Source organism: Naumannella cuiyingiana, assembly GCF_013408305.1.
Classification (GTDB): domain Bacteria; phylum Actinomycetota; class Actinomycetes; order Propionibacteriales; family Propionibacteriaceae; genus Naumannella; species Naumannella cuiyingiana.
Genome location: NZ_JACBZS010000001.1, coordinates 2,394,100 through 2,411,050 on the forward strand (window position 1 = coordinate 2,394,100; position 16,951 = coordinate 2,411,050).

Below are 16,951 nucleotides of genomic sequence, written 5' to 3' on the forward strand. Positions count from 1 at the left end.
CGACACGCGAGTAATGACAGCGGTGTGATTTGCACCTAGCATTGCCGCATGGCCGACCCCGTCCAGCAGACCTCCCCCGTCGCGGCGCCGACGCTGTCCGAGCGCGATCGCGATCTCCTCGATTTCGAGCGCGAGTGGTGGAGTTTCGCGGGGTCGAAGGAGGAGGGCATCCGTGCCCGTTTCGGGTTGTCGACGACGCGCTACTACCAGGTGCTGAATGCCCTGATCGACAGCCCGGTGGCGCTGGCCTATGACCCGCTGCTGGTGAAGCGGCTGCGCCGGCTGCGTGAGTCCCGTCGCCGGGCGCGCTCGGCGCGCCAGCTCGGTTTCGATCCGCAGGACAGCTAGTCCCGGGTGCGGTAACCGCCGCGTTCCAGGCCCGCGAGCGTCTCGAACAGATTGGCGCTCGCCCGATCGCCGGTGCGCAGCATTGACCAGCCCATCGCCAGCAGGTACGCCGGGAGGAACGGCAGGCCGAGCAGCGCGAACCACTGCCACGCATGCGCCTCCTCGTGCGCCAGCATCTCGCGGTGCCGGCCGGTGAGGGTCGGGGCATCGGTGGGCGTGATCACGACATCGCCGACCGTGAACGCTCCCGCCAGCGGGAACGGCAGCCGGTAGCCCTCCGCCACGAACATGCCGCGGGGCCCACGTTTCATGTTCGCGCCGCCCAGCCGGGCGATCGCCAGCCCGAGCAGCGTGGAGCCGTTCAGCCGGTTGCCCAGCTCGCGGAGTTGCCACAGGTGCATGCCGGAAGTCTGGCAGGAGAGCCGGATGGGCAGTCCTGGGCGGGTCTGACTCCATCCGCGGGCTGAATCGGCAGGTGCGGGCTGAGTAACGCTCGCGGCTGACGGTTGGGTTCGCGTTTGGGCGGGTCTGGCTCCATCCGCGGGCTGAATCGGCAGGTGCGGGCTGAGTATCACTCGCGGCTGCCGGTTGGGTTCGCGGGTGCCGGTTGGGTTCGCGGATCGGGAGTCGCGGGGGTGGGCCGGGGTGGGTGAGGCCGCCCCGAGGTCGTTTGCACTCTCGGGTGCCGAGTGCTAAACATGACATTGGCACTCCTCTACCGAGAGTGCCATCCGGCAAGCCGGTGAGGGAAGGCGTACGCCGACCCGTCCGTCGCGGGCACCAGCCTTGTCACAGTCAACCTGACACACCCATTCGTACGGCTTCGGCCGGGAGGAATCGGAAGACACATGGCAAAGCTCATTGAGTTCGACGCGGAGGCCCGCCGCGGCCTGGAGCGGGGCATGAATGTCCTCGCCGACGCGGTGAAGGTCACCCTCGGCCCGAAGGGCCGCAATGTCGTGCTGGAGAAGAAGTGGGGCGCCCCCACCATCACCAACGACGGCGTCTCGATCGCCAAGGAGATCGAGCTGGAGGACCCCTACGAGAAGATCGGCGCCGAGCTGGTCAAGGAAGTCGCCAAGAAGACCGACGATGTCGCGGGCGACGGCACAACCACCGCCACCGTGCTGGCCCAGGCCATGGTGCGCGAGGGCCTGCGCAACGTCACCGCGGGCGCCAACCCGATCGGCCTGAAGCGCGGCATCGACAAGGCCGTCGCCAAGATCGCCGACCAACTGGCCGACAATTCGATCGAGGTCGACTCCAAGGAACAGATCGCGGCCACCGCCTCGATCTCCGCGGGCGACCCGCACGTCGGCGAGGTGATCGCCGAGGCGATCGACAAGGTCGGCAAGGAGGGCGTGATCACGGTCGACGAGTCGAACACCTTCGGGCTCGAGCTCGAGTTCACCGAGGGCATGCGCTTCGACAAGGGCTACATCTCGCCCTACTTCGTCACCGACCCCGAGCGCATGGAGGCCGTCCTCGACGACCCCTACATCCTGATCGTCAACTCCAAGGTCAGCTCGCTGAAGGACCTGCTGCCGGTGCTCGAGGGCGTCATGCAGACCTCCAAGCCGCTGCTGGTGATCGCCGAGGACGTCGACGGTGAGGCCCTGGCCGGCCTGATCGTCAACAAGATCCGCGGCACCTTCAAGTCCGTCGCGGTCAAGGCCCCGGGCTTCGGCGACCGGCGCAAGGCCATGCTCGGCGACATCGCCATCCTGACCGGCGGCCAGGTGATCTCCGAGGAGGTCGGCCTCAAGCTGGACGGCGTGACCACCGAGATGCTCGGCCGCGCCCGCCAGGTCGTGGTGACCAAGGACGAGACCACCATCATCGACGGCGCCGGCGATGCCGAGCAGATCAAGGGCCGGGTCAACCAGATCCGCGCCGAGATCGAGAACAGCGACTCCGACTACGACCGCGAGAAGCTGCAGGAGCGGCTGGCCAAGCTGTCCGGCGGCGTCGCGGTGATCAAGGTCGGCGCGGCCACCGAGGTCGAGCTGAAGGAGCGCAAGCACCGCATCGAGGATGCCGTCCGGAACGCGAAGGCGGCCGTCGAGGAGGGCATCCTCCCCGGTGGCGGCGTCGCGCTGCTGCAGGCGGCCAAGACCGTCGACGTCGCCGACCTGACCGGCGACGAGGCGATCGGCGCGGCGATCGTGAAGAGCGCGGCATCCGCCCCGCTCAAGCAGATCGCGGCCAATGCGGGCCTCGAGGGCGGCGTGGTTGCCGACAAGGTCGCCAACCTGCCGGTCGGCGAGGGCCTGAACGCGGCCGACGACACCTATGTCGACATGGTCAAGGCCGGCATCATCGATCCGGCCAAGGTGACCCGCTCCGCGCTGCAGAACGCGGCGTCGATCGCCGGGCTGTTCCTGACCACCGAGGCCGTCATCGCCGACAAGCCGGAGAAGGCCCCCGCGGCCCCCGGCGGTGACGGCGGCATGGGTGGCATGGGCGGCATGGACTTCTGAGTCCCGTTCACCGAACATCCCACCGAGGGCGGTCCCGACAGGGGCCGCCCTCGGGCGTTCTCGACCCCCGCCGGTGGGCCGTGCCGCCGTGCCGCCAGCCTGGCGGCACAATGAGCAGGTGAGCGATCCGACGTACCCGGTCATCGACGGCCACAACGATCTCCCGTGGCAATTGCGCGAGGTTTCCTACGATCTCGACAAGATCGACATCTCGCGGCCGCAACCGCACCTGCACACCGATCTCCCGCGCGCCCGGGCCGGCGGCCTGGCCGCACAGTTCTGGTCGGTCTTCGTGTCGGGCACGCTGCCCGAGCCCGAGGCGGTGGTCCAGACGCTGGAACAGATCGACGCGGTGTACGCCCTCGCGGCGCGCTATCCCGATGATCTTGTGCTGGTGCGTACCCCCGACGAGCTCGACGCCGCGATCGACGCTTGGCGCCCCGGCGGTGCGATCGCATCGCTGATGGGCGCGGAGGGCGGCCACAGCATCGCCAATTCGCTCGGCGTGCTGCGCGACCTGTTCCGGCTCGGTGTGCGCTACCTGACCCTCACCCACAACCAGAACACCGCCTGGGCGGATTCGGCCACGGACGAGCCCGCACACGGCGGACTGACCGACTTCGGCCGCGAGGTGGTCGCGGAGATGAATCGCCTCGGCATGTTGGTCGACCTCTCCCACGTCTCGCCCGACACCATGCGCGACGCCCTCGACGCCACGACCGCCCCGGTGATCTTCTCCCATTCCTCGGCCCGCGCGGTCTGTGATCATCCGCGCAATGTGCCCGACGAGATCCTTGCCCGGCTGCCGGACAACGGCGGCCTGTGCATGATCACTTTCGTGCCCTACTTCATCTCGCCGGCGGTCCGTGCCTGGTCGCTGCGCTGCAACGAGGCCGCCCGCGCCGCCGGGGTCGACCCGCGGGACCTGGCGGCGCTGGATGCCTTCCGCGCGACCTGGACCGAGCCGCAGCCCGAGGCCGGGCTGGACGATGTGATCGCCCACCTGGAACACGCTCGCGAGGTGGCCGGGATCGACCACATCGGCCTGGGCGGCGACTACGACGGGGTGGACCGGCTGCCGCGTGGGCTCGAGGACGTGTCCGGCTACCCGCGCCTGTTGTCCGCGCTCGCCGAGCGGGGTTGGTCCGCGGCCGACCTGAACAAGCTCGCCCACGGGAACCTGCGCCGGGTCTACCGCGCCGCCACCGAACTGGCCGGACGCTGATCCGATGTCTGGTGCGCTGCTCGAGGTGATCTGCCTGCACGCGGCCGACGCGCGGCGGGCAGAGGAGGGCGGCGCGGACCGGGTCGAGTTGCTCGGCAGCCTGGACGACGGCGGCATGTCGCCGGAGCCGTCGCTGGTCGAGGAGGTGCGCGACGCGGTCGGGGTGCAACTGCGGGTGATGTTGCGGCTGCGGCCGGGCTTCGGAACCGACGGCGCGGAGGCGGTACGCCTGCGCGGGCTCGCCGCCAGCTACGTGGACGCGGGCGCCGACGGGCTCGTGCTCGGCTTCCTGAACGGCCACAGCGAGGTCGATGCGTCGGTCGTCGAGGCCATCACCGCCGACAGCGACTGGCCGTGGACCTTCCACCGGGCGATCGACCAGGCCCTCGACCCGCGGCGTGCCTGGCGTACCCTGCTCGGCCTGCCGAACCTGGACCAGGTGCTGACCGCCGGGTCCTCGCGCGGCGTGGCGCACGGCTTGGACGAGTTGATCGCGCTCGCCGGATCGGACCCGCGGATCGCAAAGTTGATCATGGCCGGTGGCGGCCTGGCGCCGGAGCACGTGCCGTGGCTGGCCCGGGCCGGGGTGCGGGCGTTCCACATCGGCGCGCCGGCGCGGCCGGGCCGCAGCTACCGGGCCTATGTGGATGCCGATCTGGTGAGGACATGGAAAACCCTGGTCGACGACTCGGTTACCCGCGCCGCCGACCAGGGTCGGTCCGGTTGAGAACTGCTCAGAAGGCCTTGCCGGCCGCCTTCGCCTCGGCGGTCGCCTCGGCCCGGCGGTCCTTGGCCGACGACTTGGCCTCGGTCAACCGCTCGGTCTGCGCGGGCGCGGTCTGGGCCACGGAATCGCTGGTCTCCGAGCGAAGCATCCGCGACGTGCTCGGGGCGCGCGACGCATCGGGCGCCGCCAGGTCGACGAACTGACCCTCGACGCCGCCGCGGGCGCGGTTGCCCTCGCCGACCGGTGCCGGGTCGTTGCCGGTCCCGGACAGCTTGCCCGCGATGATGTTGTCGCTCACCACGGCCTGACCGTCAGTATTGGACACGGTCAGGTTCTTGCCGAAGAAGTTGGCCCCGTCGCAGGTGGCGAGGTCACCCGAGCCGCCGATCTGCAGGCCCTTGCCGTTGCCGTCGTAGCGGGCATCGCCGTAGACCTCCGAGGCGCAGACCACACCGCCGTCGGTGTTGCCGGTCACGGTCAGGTTCTTGCTCAGCACCGAGTTGTAGACATCGGTGTAGGCGCCGTCGGTGCTCGCGACGTTGCCGCCGACCGTGGAGTTCTCGATCAGGGTCTCGCCGGTCGACACGGTGACATTGCCCGACTGCTGTGAGCCCACCAGGAAGAAGAAGCCGGGGTCGGCCGCGCCGTCGACGGTCCGGCCGGTGTAGTTGCCGGCCACCTTGGTGCTGTCCAGGTAGACGCCGTAGCCGGCGGCCGAGACGACGTTCTCGCCCAGGCTGGCGCCGGTCAGATCGAGGTAGCCGCTGGCCTGGACGGTGACGCGGCCGGTGAACTCGCCGCCCTGGGCGACGAGATTCGCGTCCTTCGCGACGCGCACGGTGCCCTTGACGTTGACATCGGTCAGGGTGCAGGACTGGCCGGAACGTACGACCAGATCGCCCGGAACGGTGACGTTCTCGGCCGTGCCGGAGCAGTAGGTGACGAGGGCGGCGTGGGCTGGGGGTGCCATCAGGAACGTCGCGGCGGCGGCGGCCAGTGCTGCCGATGCGCCTACCGCGCCGGTGATGTGTCGATTCCGCATGTGGGCCTCTCTTAGGGGGAGCCCGGGAGTCGAGTGGGGCCTGACACCCCGAGCATTGACTTGCTCCGGAGCCTAATGACGCCGATCGCGATGGGTCAATGGTCTGATGTCTATTGGTGCCAACGTGTGGTCGAGGGCCGTTCACCCGCGTTCACCGTCACTCCACCAACTGCTCGGGCAATGGCAACCTGTGCACGACGACCAGGGCGGACACGGCGCGGGTGAGGGTGACGTAGAGCCGGCGCAGGCCGGTCGGCCGGTCGGCCTCCCCGGCCACGATCGCGGCCGGTTCGATCACGATCACCTGGTCGAACTCGAGGCCCTTCGCCAGTCCCGCCGGCACCAGATCGACCCGGGATTCCCAGTCCCGCTCGTCCCCGACTCTGCGGTGGTCGATGCCGACCGCGGTCAGGGCGGCGCCGATCGCGTCGGCGTCGGCATCGGCGGCGATCACGCCGATCGTGCCGGGGAGTTCGGCCAGTTCCGCGACCAGCCCGCCCAGCCGGCCGGCCGGGTCGTCGGTCGGCTCGATCCGCAGCAGGCCACCGGACCGGCGTACCGCGTGCGGCGGTCGCAGCCCGGGAGCGATCGTCGGCAGCAGACGTGCGGCGAAGTCGATCACCGCGGCCGGTACGCGAAAACCGGCGACCAGTTCGGTGACCGCCGCGGTGGGCTGACCGAGATGACCAAGGGCGCTCGCCCAGTCGCGGCTGGCCCATGGCGTGGTCGCCTGGGCAAGATCGCCGAGCACCGTGACCGACCCGGTGCTGGCCCGCCGGCCCACCGCGCGAAGCTGCATCGGCGACAGGTCCTGGGCCTCGTCGAGGATCAGATGGCCGAGGCTCGGCGTGCGGTGCAGCCGGTCGGCGGCCTCGTCGACCAGGGCCAGGTCGGCGGCGGTCCAGCGGGCCGAGCGCACGCTGCGGGGCGGGCGGGACCACAAGATCAGGCGCTGCTCCTCGGGGGTCAGGATCCCCTCGGCCGCAGCGGCCAATGCGGTCGGATCCGCCAGCAGGTCGAAGATCACCTGCCGGGCTTGCTGGGCCGGCCACAGGCGCTTGGCGTACTCCTTCACCGGACGAGACCGGGCCACCGCGGCCTGCACCCGATCGTCGGGGGAATCGCCGCCGGCCTCCATCCGCAACAAAACCTGGTGGGCGAGGCGCTGCGGCAGCATCTCCCGCGCCGCCTCGTAGCGGGTACCGCGCCCGCGCAATTCGGCCACGGTCTCCGCGATCAGGTACGCCCCGACGCGGAACTGTCGCGATCCGCGCGGCACCACGAGCGGCTCGTCGGGCTCGCCGAGGCGCGACCAGATGGCGGTCTCGATCACCTCGGCCATCCGCGGGTCCGTCTTGATCATCGCCGCGGCCGGCTCGTCGACACCGGTGATCGCGATGTCGTGGGCCGAGGCGAGCAGCGAGTCCACGGTCGCCTGGCCGGCGTCGATCTCACCCAGGGCGGGCAGCACGTCGCCGATGTAGGACAAGAAGCTGTCGTTCGGGCCGACCACCAACACACCGGAGCGGGCGAGCTGCTCGCGGAAGGCGTACAGCAAGTACGCAGCGCGGTGCAGGCCGACGGCGGTCTTGCCGGTGCCGGGCGCGCCCTGGATGCACAGCGAGGCGGCGAGATCGGTGCGGACCAGGACGTCCTGCTCGGGCTGGATGGTGGCCACGATGTCGCGCATCGGGCCGGTTCGTGGCCGTTCGATCTCGGCCTCGAGAATCGCAGAATGATCATCGCCGGGCGTTCCGCCGAGCAGGTCCTCGTCCTCGAATGCGGTCAGGCTGCCGGCGGCGAAGCCGAAGCGGCGGCGTACCCGGACACCCATCGGCTCGCCCGGCCGGGCCCGGTAGAAGGGCAGCGACAGCGGGGCGCGCCAGTCGATCACCAGCGGCTCGCCGCCGGACTCGGCGGCGATGTGCCGGCGTCCGATGTACAACGACTCGTCGTGCTCGGCACCGGCGGTGGTCGCGCGGTCCAGGCGGCCGAAGAACAACGGGGTGTCCGGATCGGCCTCCAGTGATCGCATCCGCCGGTAGAGGCTCTGTTTCAGGTACTGCGTCGAGACGGCGTCGCCGCCGAGCACGGCCCCGGAGAACAGCGCATCCGCGCGCTCGCGCATCCGGCTCAGGGCGTCGCGCGATGCGGTCAGGTGCTTCTGCTCCGCCGCCAGGATGTGCGCGGCATCGCCGGTGCTGGCTGCGGGCATGACGAGACCTCCGGTGGCCGGTGGGTGGATGGGCAGACGAGCGACGTTACCCGCACGCCCCGTCGCTCGTCCACCGCCGATCGCTACGCTGCGGGGAGTGAGCAGCACCGGCGTACCCGATCGGCCATGGAAGACCCGGACCGCGGTCCGGGTGATAGTCCTCACCGATGATGATCATGTGTTGTTGTTCGCCGATACCGACCCGGGTGTCCCGGGCGTGCATTGGTGGGTGACCCCGGGCGGGGGTGTCGATCCGGGGGAGACCGACCGGCAGACGGGGGTGCGGGAGCTGTTCGAGGAGACCGGACTGCGGGTCGCCGAGGACGCCCTGGTCGGCCCGCTCGCGCGGCGTCGCGTCCAGCACGGCTACAGCGACCAGGTGCTCGACCAGACCGAGACGTTCTATCTGGTACGCACGCCGCGCTTCGAGGTCGACATCGCTGGCCACACCCCCGAGGAACAGCTCACGCTGCAGGGCCACCGCTGGTGGCCGCGGGCCGAGCTGGCCGACGCCGGGGAATGGGTGTGGCCCGGCGAGCTGACGGAGTTGATCAACCGGGCCGAGACCGGGCAGCGTCAACCGCCGCTGGATCTCGGAATCGTGCGCTCGGAATCCACCGTCCCGATCGCGGACTGATCACGAGAGCTCGACCGCGGCGATCGGTACCCACGCTTCGGTGACCAGCCACAGTTGCACCACGGGCTGCTGCTCGAGGTCGAAATCGACGAAGCCGCGTACCTGCTCACCCGCCCGCAGCGTGCCCTGGGTGAGCCGGGGCGCGGCATCGGAGCTGAAGGCAACCGTGTTCGGGGTGGCGCTGCCGTCATCGACCACGAACCGGAAGGCGTTGTAGCGCACCGGCGGACCGGCCGGCTCGCCCGGTCGCCACGGTTCCGCGGCCCGCAATGACACGTCCACCACCAGATAGCTGCGACCGGGCGGGATCGCGCCGTCGCGGGTCCACCGGAAGGAATTGACCCGGAGCGCGCCGGACTCCCCGGCATCGCCCACGAACGCGACCCACTCACCGACCCGATCGGGCGCGGGCGGCAGCGGCTCCGGGGTCGCCGTCGGCGCCGGGACGGGCGGGCTCACCGGACGGCCGGGCAACAACGCCCCCGCGCCGAGGGCGATCGCCAGCAGGACGGCAAGCGCTCCGGCGCCGCCGAGCAGCAGTCCCGCGCCGGGTCGGGTCCGCACCCGTTCCATGGGGCACCCTAACCCGGTTCAGCTCGTCAGGTCCTCGGCGTCGGTGACGTGATAGGCGTACCCCTGCTCGGCGAGGAAGCGCTGCCGGTGCTGGGCGAACTCCGCGTCCACCGTGTCGCGCGCCACCACCGCGTAGAACCGGGCGGTCGTGCCGCCCTCCTTGGGCCGGAGCAGCCGGCCGAGCCGCTGCGCCTCCTCCTGCCGGGACCCGAACGCGCCGGAGACCTGGATCGCCACCTGGGCGGTCGGCAGGTCGACGGAGAAGTTGGCGACCTTCGACACCACCAGCAGATCGATCTCGCCGGTGCGGAACTGCTCGTACAGCTTCTCGCGCTGCCGGGTCGTGGTCTCGCCGGTGATCAACGGGGCATCCAGCCGCTGCGCCAGCTCGGTGAGTTGATCAACGTACTGGCCGATCACCAGCCGCGGCACCCCGGCATGGGCCTGCACAAGATCGACAACGGTCTCGGTCTTGGTCTGCGCGGTGGACGCCAGCCGGTAGCGCGCCTCCGGATCGGCCATCGCGTACGCCATCCGTTCGTCGGAGCGCAGCGTCACCCGGACCTCGACACAGTCGGCCGGCGCGATCCAGCCCTGCGCCTCGATCTCCTTCCACGGCGCGTCATAGCGCTTCGGCCCGATCAGGGAGAAGACATCCCCCTCGCGGCCGTCCTCCCGGACCAGCGTCGCGGTCAGCCCGAGCCGTCGGCGCGCCTGCAGGCTCGCGGTCATCCGGAACACCGGCGCCGGCAGCAGATGCACCTCGTCGTAGACGATCAGGCCCCAGTCCCGGGCGTCGAACAGCTCCAGGTGCGGGTGGATGCCGCCGCGCTTGGTCGTGACCACCTGATAGGTCGCGATGGTCACCGGTCGGATCTCCTTGCGCGACCCGGAGTACTCGCCGATCTCGTCGGGCGTCAGCGAGGTACGCCGCAGCAGCTCCGCGCGCCATTGCCGCGCCGAGACCGTGTTGGTGACGAGGATCAGCGTGGTCGCCTTGGCGTGCGCCATCGCCGCCGCGCCGACCAGCGTCTTGCCCGCCCCGCAGGGCAGCACGACCACGCCCGAGCCGCCGTGCCAGATGGCCTCCGAGGCGTGGCGCTGGTAGGGCCGCAGCTCCCAGCCGTCGGGGCGCAGCTCGATCGGGTGCGCCTCGCCGTCCACGTAGCCCGCGACATCGTCGGCCGGCCAGCCGAGCGTCAGCAGCACCTGCTTGAGATGCCCGCGCTCGGAGGCGTGCACCTGGACGGTGTGCTCATCGATCCTGGCGCCGACCAGTCCCTTCAGCTTCGCCGAGCGCAGCACCTCGGTCAGTACCGGCACATCGGTCGAGGTGAGCACGAGCCCGTGCGCGGGGTGCTTCTCGATCCGCAGCCGGCCGTAGCGGTCCATGGTGTCGGCCACGTCGACCAGCAGGCTGCTCGGCACCGGATAGCGGCTGTAGTTCAGCAGTGTGTCGACGACCTGCTCGGCGTCGTGCCCGGCGGCGCGCGCGTTCCACAGCCCCAGCGGTGTCAGCCGATAGGTGTGGATGTGCTCGGGCGCGCGCTCCAGCTCTGCGAACGGCGCGATGGCGATCCGGCACTCGTCGGAGAGCGGATGGTCCACCTCGAGCAGCAGCGTCCGGTCGGACTGGACGACCAGCGGTCCGGTCAATGTGAGCTCCCTCGGGTCGGGGCGGTAGTGATCGCATCAACGTTACGGATCCTGCCAAGCGCGAGCCAGATCTCCCGGCTTCCGGCGTCGGTCGGCTCGTCCAGCCGGACGCGTACCTGACCCGCGGCGAGTTCGAGCGGTACGCCGGTCCGCCGGCTCAGCGCCCCGCCGGCGTCGACCCAGGTGAGGTCCACGCCGGTGCCTGCGCGGGCGGCCGCGCTCAGCGACTCCCGCAGCCGGGCAGCGCCGCGCTCGGCGTGTGCGGCGCGTTCGGCCTGTTCGGTGAGCCGCTCGGCCAACAGAGCGGGGTCCACGGCGGGCGCGGGCGCGGCCGCGCCCGCGCGGGCGCGGACCGGCGCGGGCGCCAGCAGCGCGGTGCCCCCCGGTCCTTCCGCGGCCGGCGACAGCCCGAGATCGCGCAGCCAGTCGACCAGCTCGTCGGCCTCGGCGGCGGCGATGATCACGCCCGGCGCGACCTGGCGTACCCCGAACTCCGCCGCCCGCGGATGCGCGGTGACCAGCGCCGCCTGGGCGGGATCGTCGACGCGCAGCCAACTCCCGGCGTTCGCGACCCGGATCGTGCCGTGCCGACGCGCGGCGTCGGTGATCAGATAGCGCAGCGGCTGCGGCACCTCGGTCTCGGAGTGGGTGGCCAGCCAGTCGGTGATCTGTTCGGCCGACCAGCCGCGGTCCAGCCCGCGGCGCACGCTCGCGGGGCTGAACCGGAAGACGGTCGCGGCACCCCGGCTCTCCACATCGGCGAGCAACCGGATCACCTCCAGCACCTCGTGCTGCACGGGCCCGGCCGCGACGGCGGTCAGGTCGGCCTGCAGGATCAGCGTGTCCACCGGCTCGGGAAATTCCAGGTCGTTCGGGACGCGTCCGTCGATCGCCGCCCCGGCCAGCCGGCCCCGGCCGCCCAGTGCGATCAGTCCGAGCCAGGCGGCATCGGCGGCGAACTCGTTGACGACATCAGCCAGGCCGAGGGCCTGCCAGGCCGGCCGCTGCCAGCCGATGCGGGCGGTCAGCGCGGCCCGGTCGACCTCCGCGCCGACCGGTACGCCGACCAGCTCGGCCAGCGCCAGCGCCCGCAGCTCCGGCGCCCGGCCGTGCAGCGGATGCGGCTCGTGCTGCAACGGCCGCGGCTCGCGCTGCGGCCAGCGCTCCTGCTCGCGCCAGGCGCCGACGATCTCCAACCAGCGCTCCCGGCCCGGCCGGGCGAGCCACGCGTCGTAGGCGGTGGTCACCTCGACCCGGCCGCCGTGGGCCCGGATCATCCCGAGCCGCTCGGCCACCGCGACCCCGCGCGCCAGCGCATCCGGCGCCACCCCGAGCCGACGGCCCAGCGCCGACGTGTCGGACGCGCCGAGCCCGCCCGCGCGGAGCAGCACCGGGCGCATCCGGCCCAGCTCGTCGATCAGCGCGTCGACCTCCTGCACGCAGGCGTACGCGGCGCCGAGCGCGGCGCGGTCGACCCGGCGGGCCCGGGCGGGCTCGACCGGTGGGGCCTCGACCGGGGGCGGGGTGTCGCGTACCTCCGGGCGGGCGAAGCCGCCCCGGACGGCGAGCGCGACCTCGCGGGGAACGATCACGGTGTCGGCGTCCAGCGGGCGGAGCAGGCCGCGGGCGAGCAGCCGCTCGACCGGCGTCCGGGCCGAGGCGAGGGTGACCGGCCGGTCGGCCTGGCGCAGCGCGCCGGTCGGCGGGCCCCAGGCGAGGCGCTCCAGCACGGCCCGCTCGTCGGGATCGGTGTCGGCGAGCACGGCGGCGGGGTCGGGCAGGGGTCGCTCGGACGGCCCGGCCAGCCCGCCCGGCCAGTGCCCGAACGCGAGCCGCGCCTCGCGCAACAGGTGCAGGGCGTCGTCGGCGCCCCAGAGCAGGCCGCGCGCCCGGAGCTCGGCGGCGCGGGCGGCGAGCCAGTCCGGCGCCCGGCCGGTGAGCGCGGCGAGATCGGCGATCGTGGCCGGGTCGGCGCTGGCGGCGAGCGCCTCGGCGGTCAGTCGCTGGGCGACGTCGAGACGCTCCAGGGCCCGCTGCACCGACGTCGCGGTGGCGGCGCGGGTGGCCAGCTCGGCGAGATCGGCCGGCGCCGGTACGCCGAGATCGGGCCGCAGCGCGAGCAGCCGGGCGAGCCCGGCCTCGTCGAGGCGACGCACGGCCTCGCCGAAGGTTCGCGGTGGGCGCATGGGCCCGAGCCTACGCGCCGCTCAGGGGCGGTCGGGCTGCTCGCGCGACTGCAGGGCGCGGCCCACCACGAAGCCGAGAACGATCAGCACGCCCCAGCTCGCGAGCATGCTGAGCTGCGACATCGCGCCCCACCAGGAACCGAACGAGTCGGCGCTGACCATCAGCCGGACCAGGCTCAGCACCAGGGTGAACCCGAGCCCGCCGAGGAAGACATTGCGCACGGCCCGCTTGCGGTAGCGGATCCGGGTCGAGGCGAACATCGCGACGATGTAGAGCGGGAGTGACAGCGGCAGGATCAGGCCCGCCAGCGCGAGCATGATCGCGACGGCGGGGGTGACGGCGCTGATCAATTGGGGCAGCCCCGGCGCGGGCGCACGGGGCGCGGGTGGGGCGCCGGGGCCGAACCACTGCGGGGTGCCCGGCGCCGGGAATGCGGGCGGCGGGGCCGGGGCGGGACCGGCCGGCCCGGCGAAGGCCTGCTCGGGCGCGGCCTGCGGCCGTCCCAGGGGAGCCGTCGGGTCGAACTCGTGGGGCGGTTCGGCCGCGGGCTCTGCCGGGTCGGGCCCGGCGGCTCGCCGCGGCCCGCCGTCGACATCGAAGGGGGTCAGGGCGGCCGAGGCCGACCGATAGGCCTCGCGCGGGTCGCGGCCGGCCTCGCGGGTGTGTCCGAGCACGTGCAGGGGAGCGGCGCCGCGCGCATCGGAGAAGGCTGGTACGCCGGCCGGCAACTGCGCCGCGGACGGTACGCCGGGGCTGCCGGGGCTGGCCTCGATCGGATGCTGCTGCAACGGCCCCACGCGCGGCGCGGCAAACTCCCGCGGCCGCTGCGCGGGCGCGTACTCGGGCCCGTCCTCCCACGTCGCCATGGCGCCCATGGTAGGCGGCCGCGGGCCCGGCGCGGCCTGCGCCGAACGTGGCTAGGCTGCCTGCGTGGAGGTCATCATCTGCGACACCGACGCCGAGGTGGGCCGGGTGGCGGCGGCCGCGGTGGCGCAGAGCGCGCGGGCGAAACAGGCCCGGGGTGGCGACCCGGTGCTCGGCCTGGCCACGGGCTCGTCGCCGCTGAGCATCTATGCCGAACTGGCGCGGATGGTGGGGGCCGGCGAGCTGGACCTGTCCCGGGCGCGCGGATTCGCCCTCGACGAATACGTCGGGCTGCCGCCCGGCCACGAGCAGAGCTATGCGGAGGTGATCCGGCGTACCGTCACCGAACCGCTGGGCATGGACCCGGCACTGGTCGCGGTGCCCGACGGTGCCGCGAGCGACCTGACGGAGGCAGCGCAGCGCTACGAGGCGGCGATCGTGGCGGCCGGCGGGATCGATGTGCAGATCCTCGGGATCGGCGGCAACGGTCACATCGGGTTCAACGAGCCGGGCTCGTCGCTGGCCTCGCGTACCCGGATCAAGACCCTCGCCCCGCGCACCCGGGCCGACAACACGCGGTTCTTCGCCTCGGCCGACGAGGTCCCGGTGCACTGCCTGACCCAGGGCCTGGGCACGATCATGGACGCGCGCCGGGCCGTGCTGGTCGCCCAGGGCGAGCAGAAGGCGGCGGCGATCGCCGCGATGGTCGAGGGCCCGGTCGCGGCGTACTGCCCGGCATCGGTGCTGCAGTTCCACAATGCGGCGATCGTGGTGATCGACCCGGCGGCGGCCAGCCGGCTGGAGCTGGCGGACTACTACCGCGAGGTGTATGCGGACAAGCCGGCCTGGCAACGGTTCTGAGGCCTTCGCCCGCCGGGCGAGCGGAATCGGTGTGGCGCCGGTCACAGTTCGCTACGGTCGGGCCATGACACAGGCGACGAAGCCGGGGATGAGGCTGCCGACGCGGTTCGGGGTGCGGTTGGCGGTCATGGTGGTGATCGGGATCGTGGTCGGCCTGGCGGGCTGGCTGATCGTGCGCACGCCCGCGGTCGCGGTGCTCTGTGGGGTCTCGGTGTTGTCGGTCGGCATGATCATCTGGTCGCTCGCGCAGCGGTGGGGGCTGAACTCGGAGCAGACCAAGGAGGTCGCGCGCGCCGAGCCGATCGATGCCGGGATGCAGGAGCTGTTGATCGCGATCGTCGCGATCGGTTCGTTTGCGGGCATTCTCGCCCTGCTGGTGCTGAACCAGCTCCCGGGCCGCCACATCGCATCCGTCGTCGGGTTGATCGGGGTCTTCGCCAGTTGGGCGATGCTGCACGCGATGTATGCCGAGTGCTATGCGCGGATCTACTATCTCGACCCGCACGGTGGCCTGGACTTCAACGACGATGCGGCGCCGATGTTCAGCGACTTCTACTACTTCGCGTTCACCATCGGGATGACCTTTGCGGTGTCCGACGACAGCGTGACCGACAACGCGGTACGCCGGCTCGTGCTCCGGCACGGCCTGCTGTCGTTCCTGTTCGGGGCGCTCATCCTCGGTGCCGTGATCAATCTGGTGACGAGCGCGGCGACCTGACCGGGGTCAGCGCGCCGAGGGCACGATCCGCACCCGCGGCCAGAAGGTCGGGCGCCCGACGGCGAGCCGCAGCCGTGACTGGCGGCCCATCGCCACGCCGATGCCGATCGACAAGAGCACGATCGCCGCGGCGCAGATGAGCAGTGCGGGACGGGCGCCGATCGACTCGACCAGCCGGCCGACCAGCAGGTTGCCGATCGCCTGACCGCCGATCACCGCGAGCTGGTAGCAACTCATCACCCGGCCCCGTACGGTCAGCGGGCAGGACAACTGGATCAGCACCGGCGCCTGGACGAGCAGGGTCAGGGTGACCACGCCGGCCAGTGACAACACGCCCATGAAGATCAACTGGTGGGAGATGCTGGCCGCCAGGGCCAGCAGCAGGCCGAGCGCGCAGAGCAGTGCGGCCAGGTGCCGCAGCCGAAGCGCCTTGGTGCCGCGGGCGCTGAGCAGGGCGCCGCCGACCGAGCCGAGCGCCAGGGCGGCGCTGAGCATGCCGTAGCCGGCCACCCCGGTGCCGAAGTCGTTGCGCGCCATGGCCGACAACAGTGCGGGCATCCCGAGGCCGAAGATCGCCAGCACCGCGGCCAGGGCGATCGCCCAGGCGATCTCGCTGGTGCCCCGGACGATCGACAGGCCCTCGCGGAGCTGGCGCAGCGGGCTCTGGCCCGGGGCGGACCGGCGGCTCTCGGAGTTGCTGCCCAGGCGGGTGAGCGTATAGGCCGCGATGCCCGCCGTCGCAAAGTTGATCATGAAGCACCAGCCGGTGCCGAGGGTGGCGATGATCAGGCCGGCGAGCAGCGGGCCGACCAGCGCGGCGCTCTGGAAACCGGTCGAGTTGAGGCTGAGGGCATTGCGGATCCGTGGCTGGCCGGCCGTCTCGGCGATCACCCGCATCCGGGCGGGCTGCTCGATCACGGCCAGGAAGCCGAAGGTGAGCGCGCCGGCGTACACATGCCAGGCCTGCACCGTGCCGGTCAGGGTGAGCAGGCCGAGGGTGAGGGCGATCATCGCCACGCCGGCCTGGCTCAGGGCGACCAGCGCGCCCGCCGGGAAGCGGTCGGCAAGCACGCCGCCCGTCAGGCCGAAGATCAACACCGGCGCGAACTGCAGTGCCACGGTCAGGCCGACCGCGCTGGGGCTGCCGGTCAGCTCCAGGACCAACCAGTCCTGGGCGATCCGTGCGATCCAGAAGCCCATGCTGCCGATCAGCAGGGAGAACAGATAGCGGCGGTAGCCGCGGGCGGAGAGTGCGGACAGCAGCGCCGGCCAGCGGCGGGCCTCGGGGGAGGCGGGATGCGGAGGGGACGGATGGGCAGGACGGGCCGCCGAGGACATGACGAGATCACCAGGCTTGGTATGTGGGCTGTGAATCGGGGAAGGGATCGGCGCCGATCCGTTGCCCACAACCTTAGAAG

At 71.9% G+C, this 16,951-nt stretch carries 15 protein-coding genes; 7 read left to right on the forward strand and 8 right to left on the reverse strand.

Translation table 11 applies throughout. From position 1 onward, the window contains the following. Nucleotides 1-48 precede the first annotated feature (48 nt). The gene (locus GGQ54_RS11105) at nt 49-348 is read left to right on the forward strand and encodes a DUF3263 domain-containing protein (protein WP_179445445.1); all 300 of its coding nucleotides are present in this window, start codon (nt 49-51) and stop codon (nt 346-348) included. Here the strand turns inward: GGQ54_RS11105 and GGQ54_RS11110 are convergent. Continuing rightward, entirely contained in the window at nt 345-749 is a 405-nt protein-coding gene (locus GGQ54_RS11110; protein ID WP_179445446.1) for a hypothetical protein, read from the reverse strand. The two genes, GGQ54_RS11105 and GGQ54_RS11110, sit on opposite strands and share 4 nt — an antisense overlap. A 447-nt stretch (nt 750-1,196) precedes the next feature. Between GGQ54_RS11110 and groL the strand changes: the two genes are divergently transcribed. The 3 genes from groL (at nt 1,197) to GGQ54_RS11125 (ending at nt 4,780) form a co-directional block, all read left to right on the forward strand. After that, on the forward strand, nt 1,197-2,828 hold the full coding sequence (groL, locus tag GGQ54_RS11115; protein ID WP_179445447.1) for a chaperonin GroEL: 1,632 nt from the start codon (nt 1,197-1,199) through the stop codon (nt 2,826-2,828). 118 nt (nt 2,829-2,946) lie between these two features. Then, nucleotides 2,947-4,053 carry a dipeptidase gene (locus tag GGQ54_RS11120; protein WP_343045938.1) on the forward strand — a complete coding sequence of 369 codons (1,107 nt, stop codon included), beginning with the start codon at nt 2,947-2,949 and terminating at the stop codon, nt 4,051-4,053. A 4-nt stretch (nt 4,054-4,057) separates the two neighbouring features. After that, nucleotides 4,058-4,780 carry a copper homeostasis protein CutC gene (locus tag GGQ54_RS11125; RefSeq protein WP_179445449.1) on the forward strand — a complete coding sequence of 241 codons (723 nt, stop codon included), beginning with the start codon at nt 4,058-4,060 and terminating at the stop codon, nt 4,778-4,780. 7 nt (nt 4,781-4,787) lie between these two features. Here GGQ54_RS11125 and GGQ54_RS11130 read toward each other — a convergent pair whose 3' ends face one another. Then, complete coding sequence (locus tag GGQ54_RS11130) at nt 4,788-5,822, reverse strand: hypothetical protein (RefSeq protein WP_179445450.1); 1,035 nt, start codon at nt 5,820-5,822, stop codon at nt 4,788-4,790. Between the two features lie 157 nt (nt 5,823-5,979). Continuing rightward, complete coding sequence (locus GGQ54_RS11135) at nt 5,980-8,037, reverse strand: HelD family protein (protein WP_179445451.1); 2,058 nt, start codon at nt 8,035-8,037, stop codon at nt 5,980-5,982. A gap of 97 nt (nt 8,038-8,134) precedes the next feature. Here GGQ54_RS11135 and GGQ54_RS11140 point away from each other — a divergent pair, with 97 nt between their 5' ends. After that, nucleotides 8,135-8,674, forward strand: coding sequence for an NUDIX hydrolase (locus GGQ54_RS11140; RefSeq protein ID WP_343045939.1), 540 nt, complete (start codon nt 8,135-8,137; stop codon nt 8,672-8,674). On the opposite strand, the gene GGQ54_RS11145 is transcribed toward GGQ54_RS11140, so the two are convergent. From GGQ54_RS11145 to GGQ54_RS11160, 4 genes are read right to left on the reverse strand one after another with little or no spacing between them, the layout of a single operon-like run. Beyond that, the gene (locus GGQ54_RS11145) at nt 8,675-9,247 is read right to left on the reverse strand and encodes a hypothetical protein (protein WP_179445452.1); all 573 of its coding nucleotides are present in this window, start codon (nt 9,245-9,247) and stop codon (nt 8,675-8,677) included. A gap of 18 nt (nt 9,248-9,265) precedes the next feature. Beyond that, nucleotides 9,266-10,903: a DNA repair helicase XPB gene (locus GGQ54_RS11150; RefSeq protein ID WP_179445453.1), complete on the reverse strand. Its 1,638-nt coding sequence runs from the start codon at nt 10,901-10,903 to the stop codon at nt 9,266-9,268. Further along, nucleotides 10,900-13,089, reverse strand: coding sequence for a helicase-associated domain-containing protein (locus GGQ54_RS11155; RefSeq protein WP_179445454.1), 2,190 nt, complete (start codon nt 13,087-13,089; stop codon nt 10,900-10,902). Before GGQ54_RS11155 ends, GGQ54_RS11150 begins: the two co-directional genes overlap by 4 nt. Nucleotides 13,090-13,110: 21 nt before the next feature. Next, a complete protein-coding gene (locus tag GGQ54_RS11160) occupies nt 13,111-13,956 on the reverse strand; it encodes a YML083C domain-containing protein (protein WP_179445455.1) in 846 nt (281 codons plus the stop codon). A gap of 64 nt (nt 13,957-14,020) precedes the next feature. On the opposite strand from GGQ54_RS11160, the gene nagB reads away from it, so the two are divergent. After that, nucleotides 14,021-14,815 carry a glucosamine-6-phosphate deaminase gene (gene nagB, locus GGQ54_RS11165; protein WP_179445456.1) on the forward strand — a complete coding sequence of 265 codons (795 nt, stop codon included), beginning with the start codon at nt 14,021-14,023 and terminating at the stop codon, nt 14,813-14,815. A 64-nt stretch (nt 14,816-14,879) separates the two neighbouring features. Next, a complete protein-coding gene (locus GGQ54_RS11170) occupies nt 14,880-15,533 on the forward strand; it encodes a DUF1345 domain-containing protein (RefSeq protein ID WP_179445457.1) in 654 nt (217 codons plus the stop codon). Nucleotides 15,534-15,539: 6 nt separating this feature from the next. Here GGQ54_RS11170 and GGQ54_RS11175 read toward each other — a convergent pair whose 3' ends face one another. After that, on the reverse strand, nt 15,540-16,871 hold the full coding sequence (locus GGQ54_RS11175; protein WP_179445458.1) for an MFS transporter: 1,332 nt from the start codon (nt 16,869-16,871) through the stop codon (nt 15,540-15,542). Between the last annotated feature and the right edge of the window lie 80 nt (nt 16,872-16,951).

Bases quoted from the DNA above. Each gene is read 5' to 3' on its own strand.
- GGQ54_RS11105 (WP_179445445.1), top strand. From the start codon at position 49: ATGGCCGACCCCGTCCAGCAGACCTCCCCCGTCGCGGCGCCGACGCTG.
- GGQ54_RS11110 (WP_179445446.1), bottom strand. From the start codon at position 749: ATGCACCTGTGGCAACTCCGCGAGCTGGGCAACCGGCTGAACGGCTCC.
- groL (WP_179445447.1), top strand. From the start codon at position 1,197: ATGGCAAAGCTCATTGAGTTCGACGCGGAGGCCCGCCGCGGCCTGGAG.
- GGQ54_RS11125 (WP_179445449.1), top strand. From the start codon at position 4,058: ATGTCTGGTGCGCTGCTCGAGGTGATCTGCCTGCACGCGGCCGACGCG.
- GGQ54_RS11130 (WP_179445450.1), bottom strand. From the start codon at position 5,822: ATGCGGAATCGACACATCACCGGCGCGGTAGGCGCATCGGCAGCACTG.
- GGQ54_RS11135 (WP_179445451.1), bottom strand. From the start codon at position 8,037: ATGCCCGCAGCCAGCACCGGCGATGCCGCGCACATCCTGGCGGCGGAG.
- GGQ54_RS11145 (WP_179445452.1), bottom strand. From the start codon at position 9,247: ATGGAACGGGTGCGGACCCGACCCGGCGCGGGACTGCTGCTCGGCGGC.
- GGQ54_RS11155 (WP_179445454.1), bottom strand. From the start codon at position 13,089: ATGCGCCCACCGCGAACCTTCGGCGAGGCCGTGCGTCGCCTCGACGAG.
- GGQ54_RS11160 (WP_179445455.1), bottom strand. From the start codon at position 13,956: ATGGCGACGTGGGAGGACGGGCCCGAGTACGCGCCCGCGCAGCGGCCG.
- GGQ54_RS11170 (WP_179445457.1), top strand. From the start codon at position 14,880: ATGACACAGGCGACGAAGCCGGGGATGAGGCTGCCGACGCGGTTCGGG.
- GGQ54_RS11175 (WP_179445458.1), bottom strand. From the start codon at position 16,871: ATGTCCTCGGCGGCCCGTCCTGCCCATCCGTCCCCTCCGCATCCCGCC.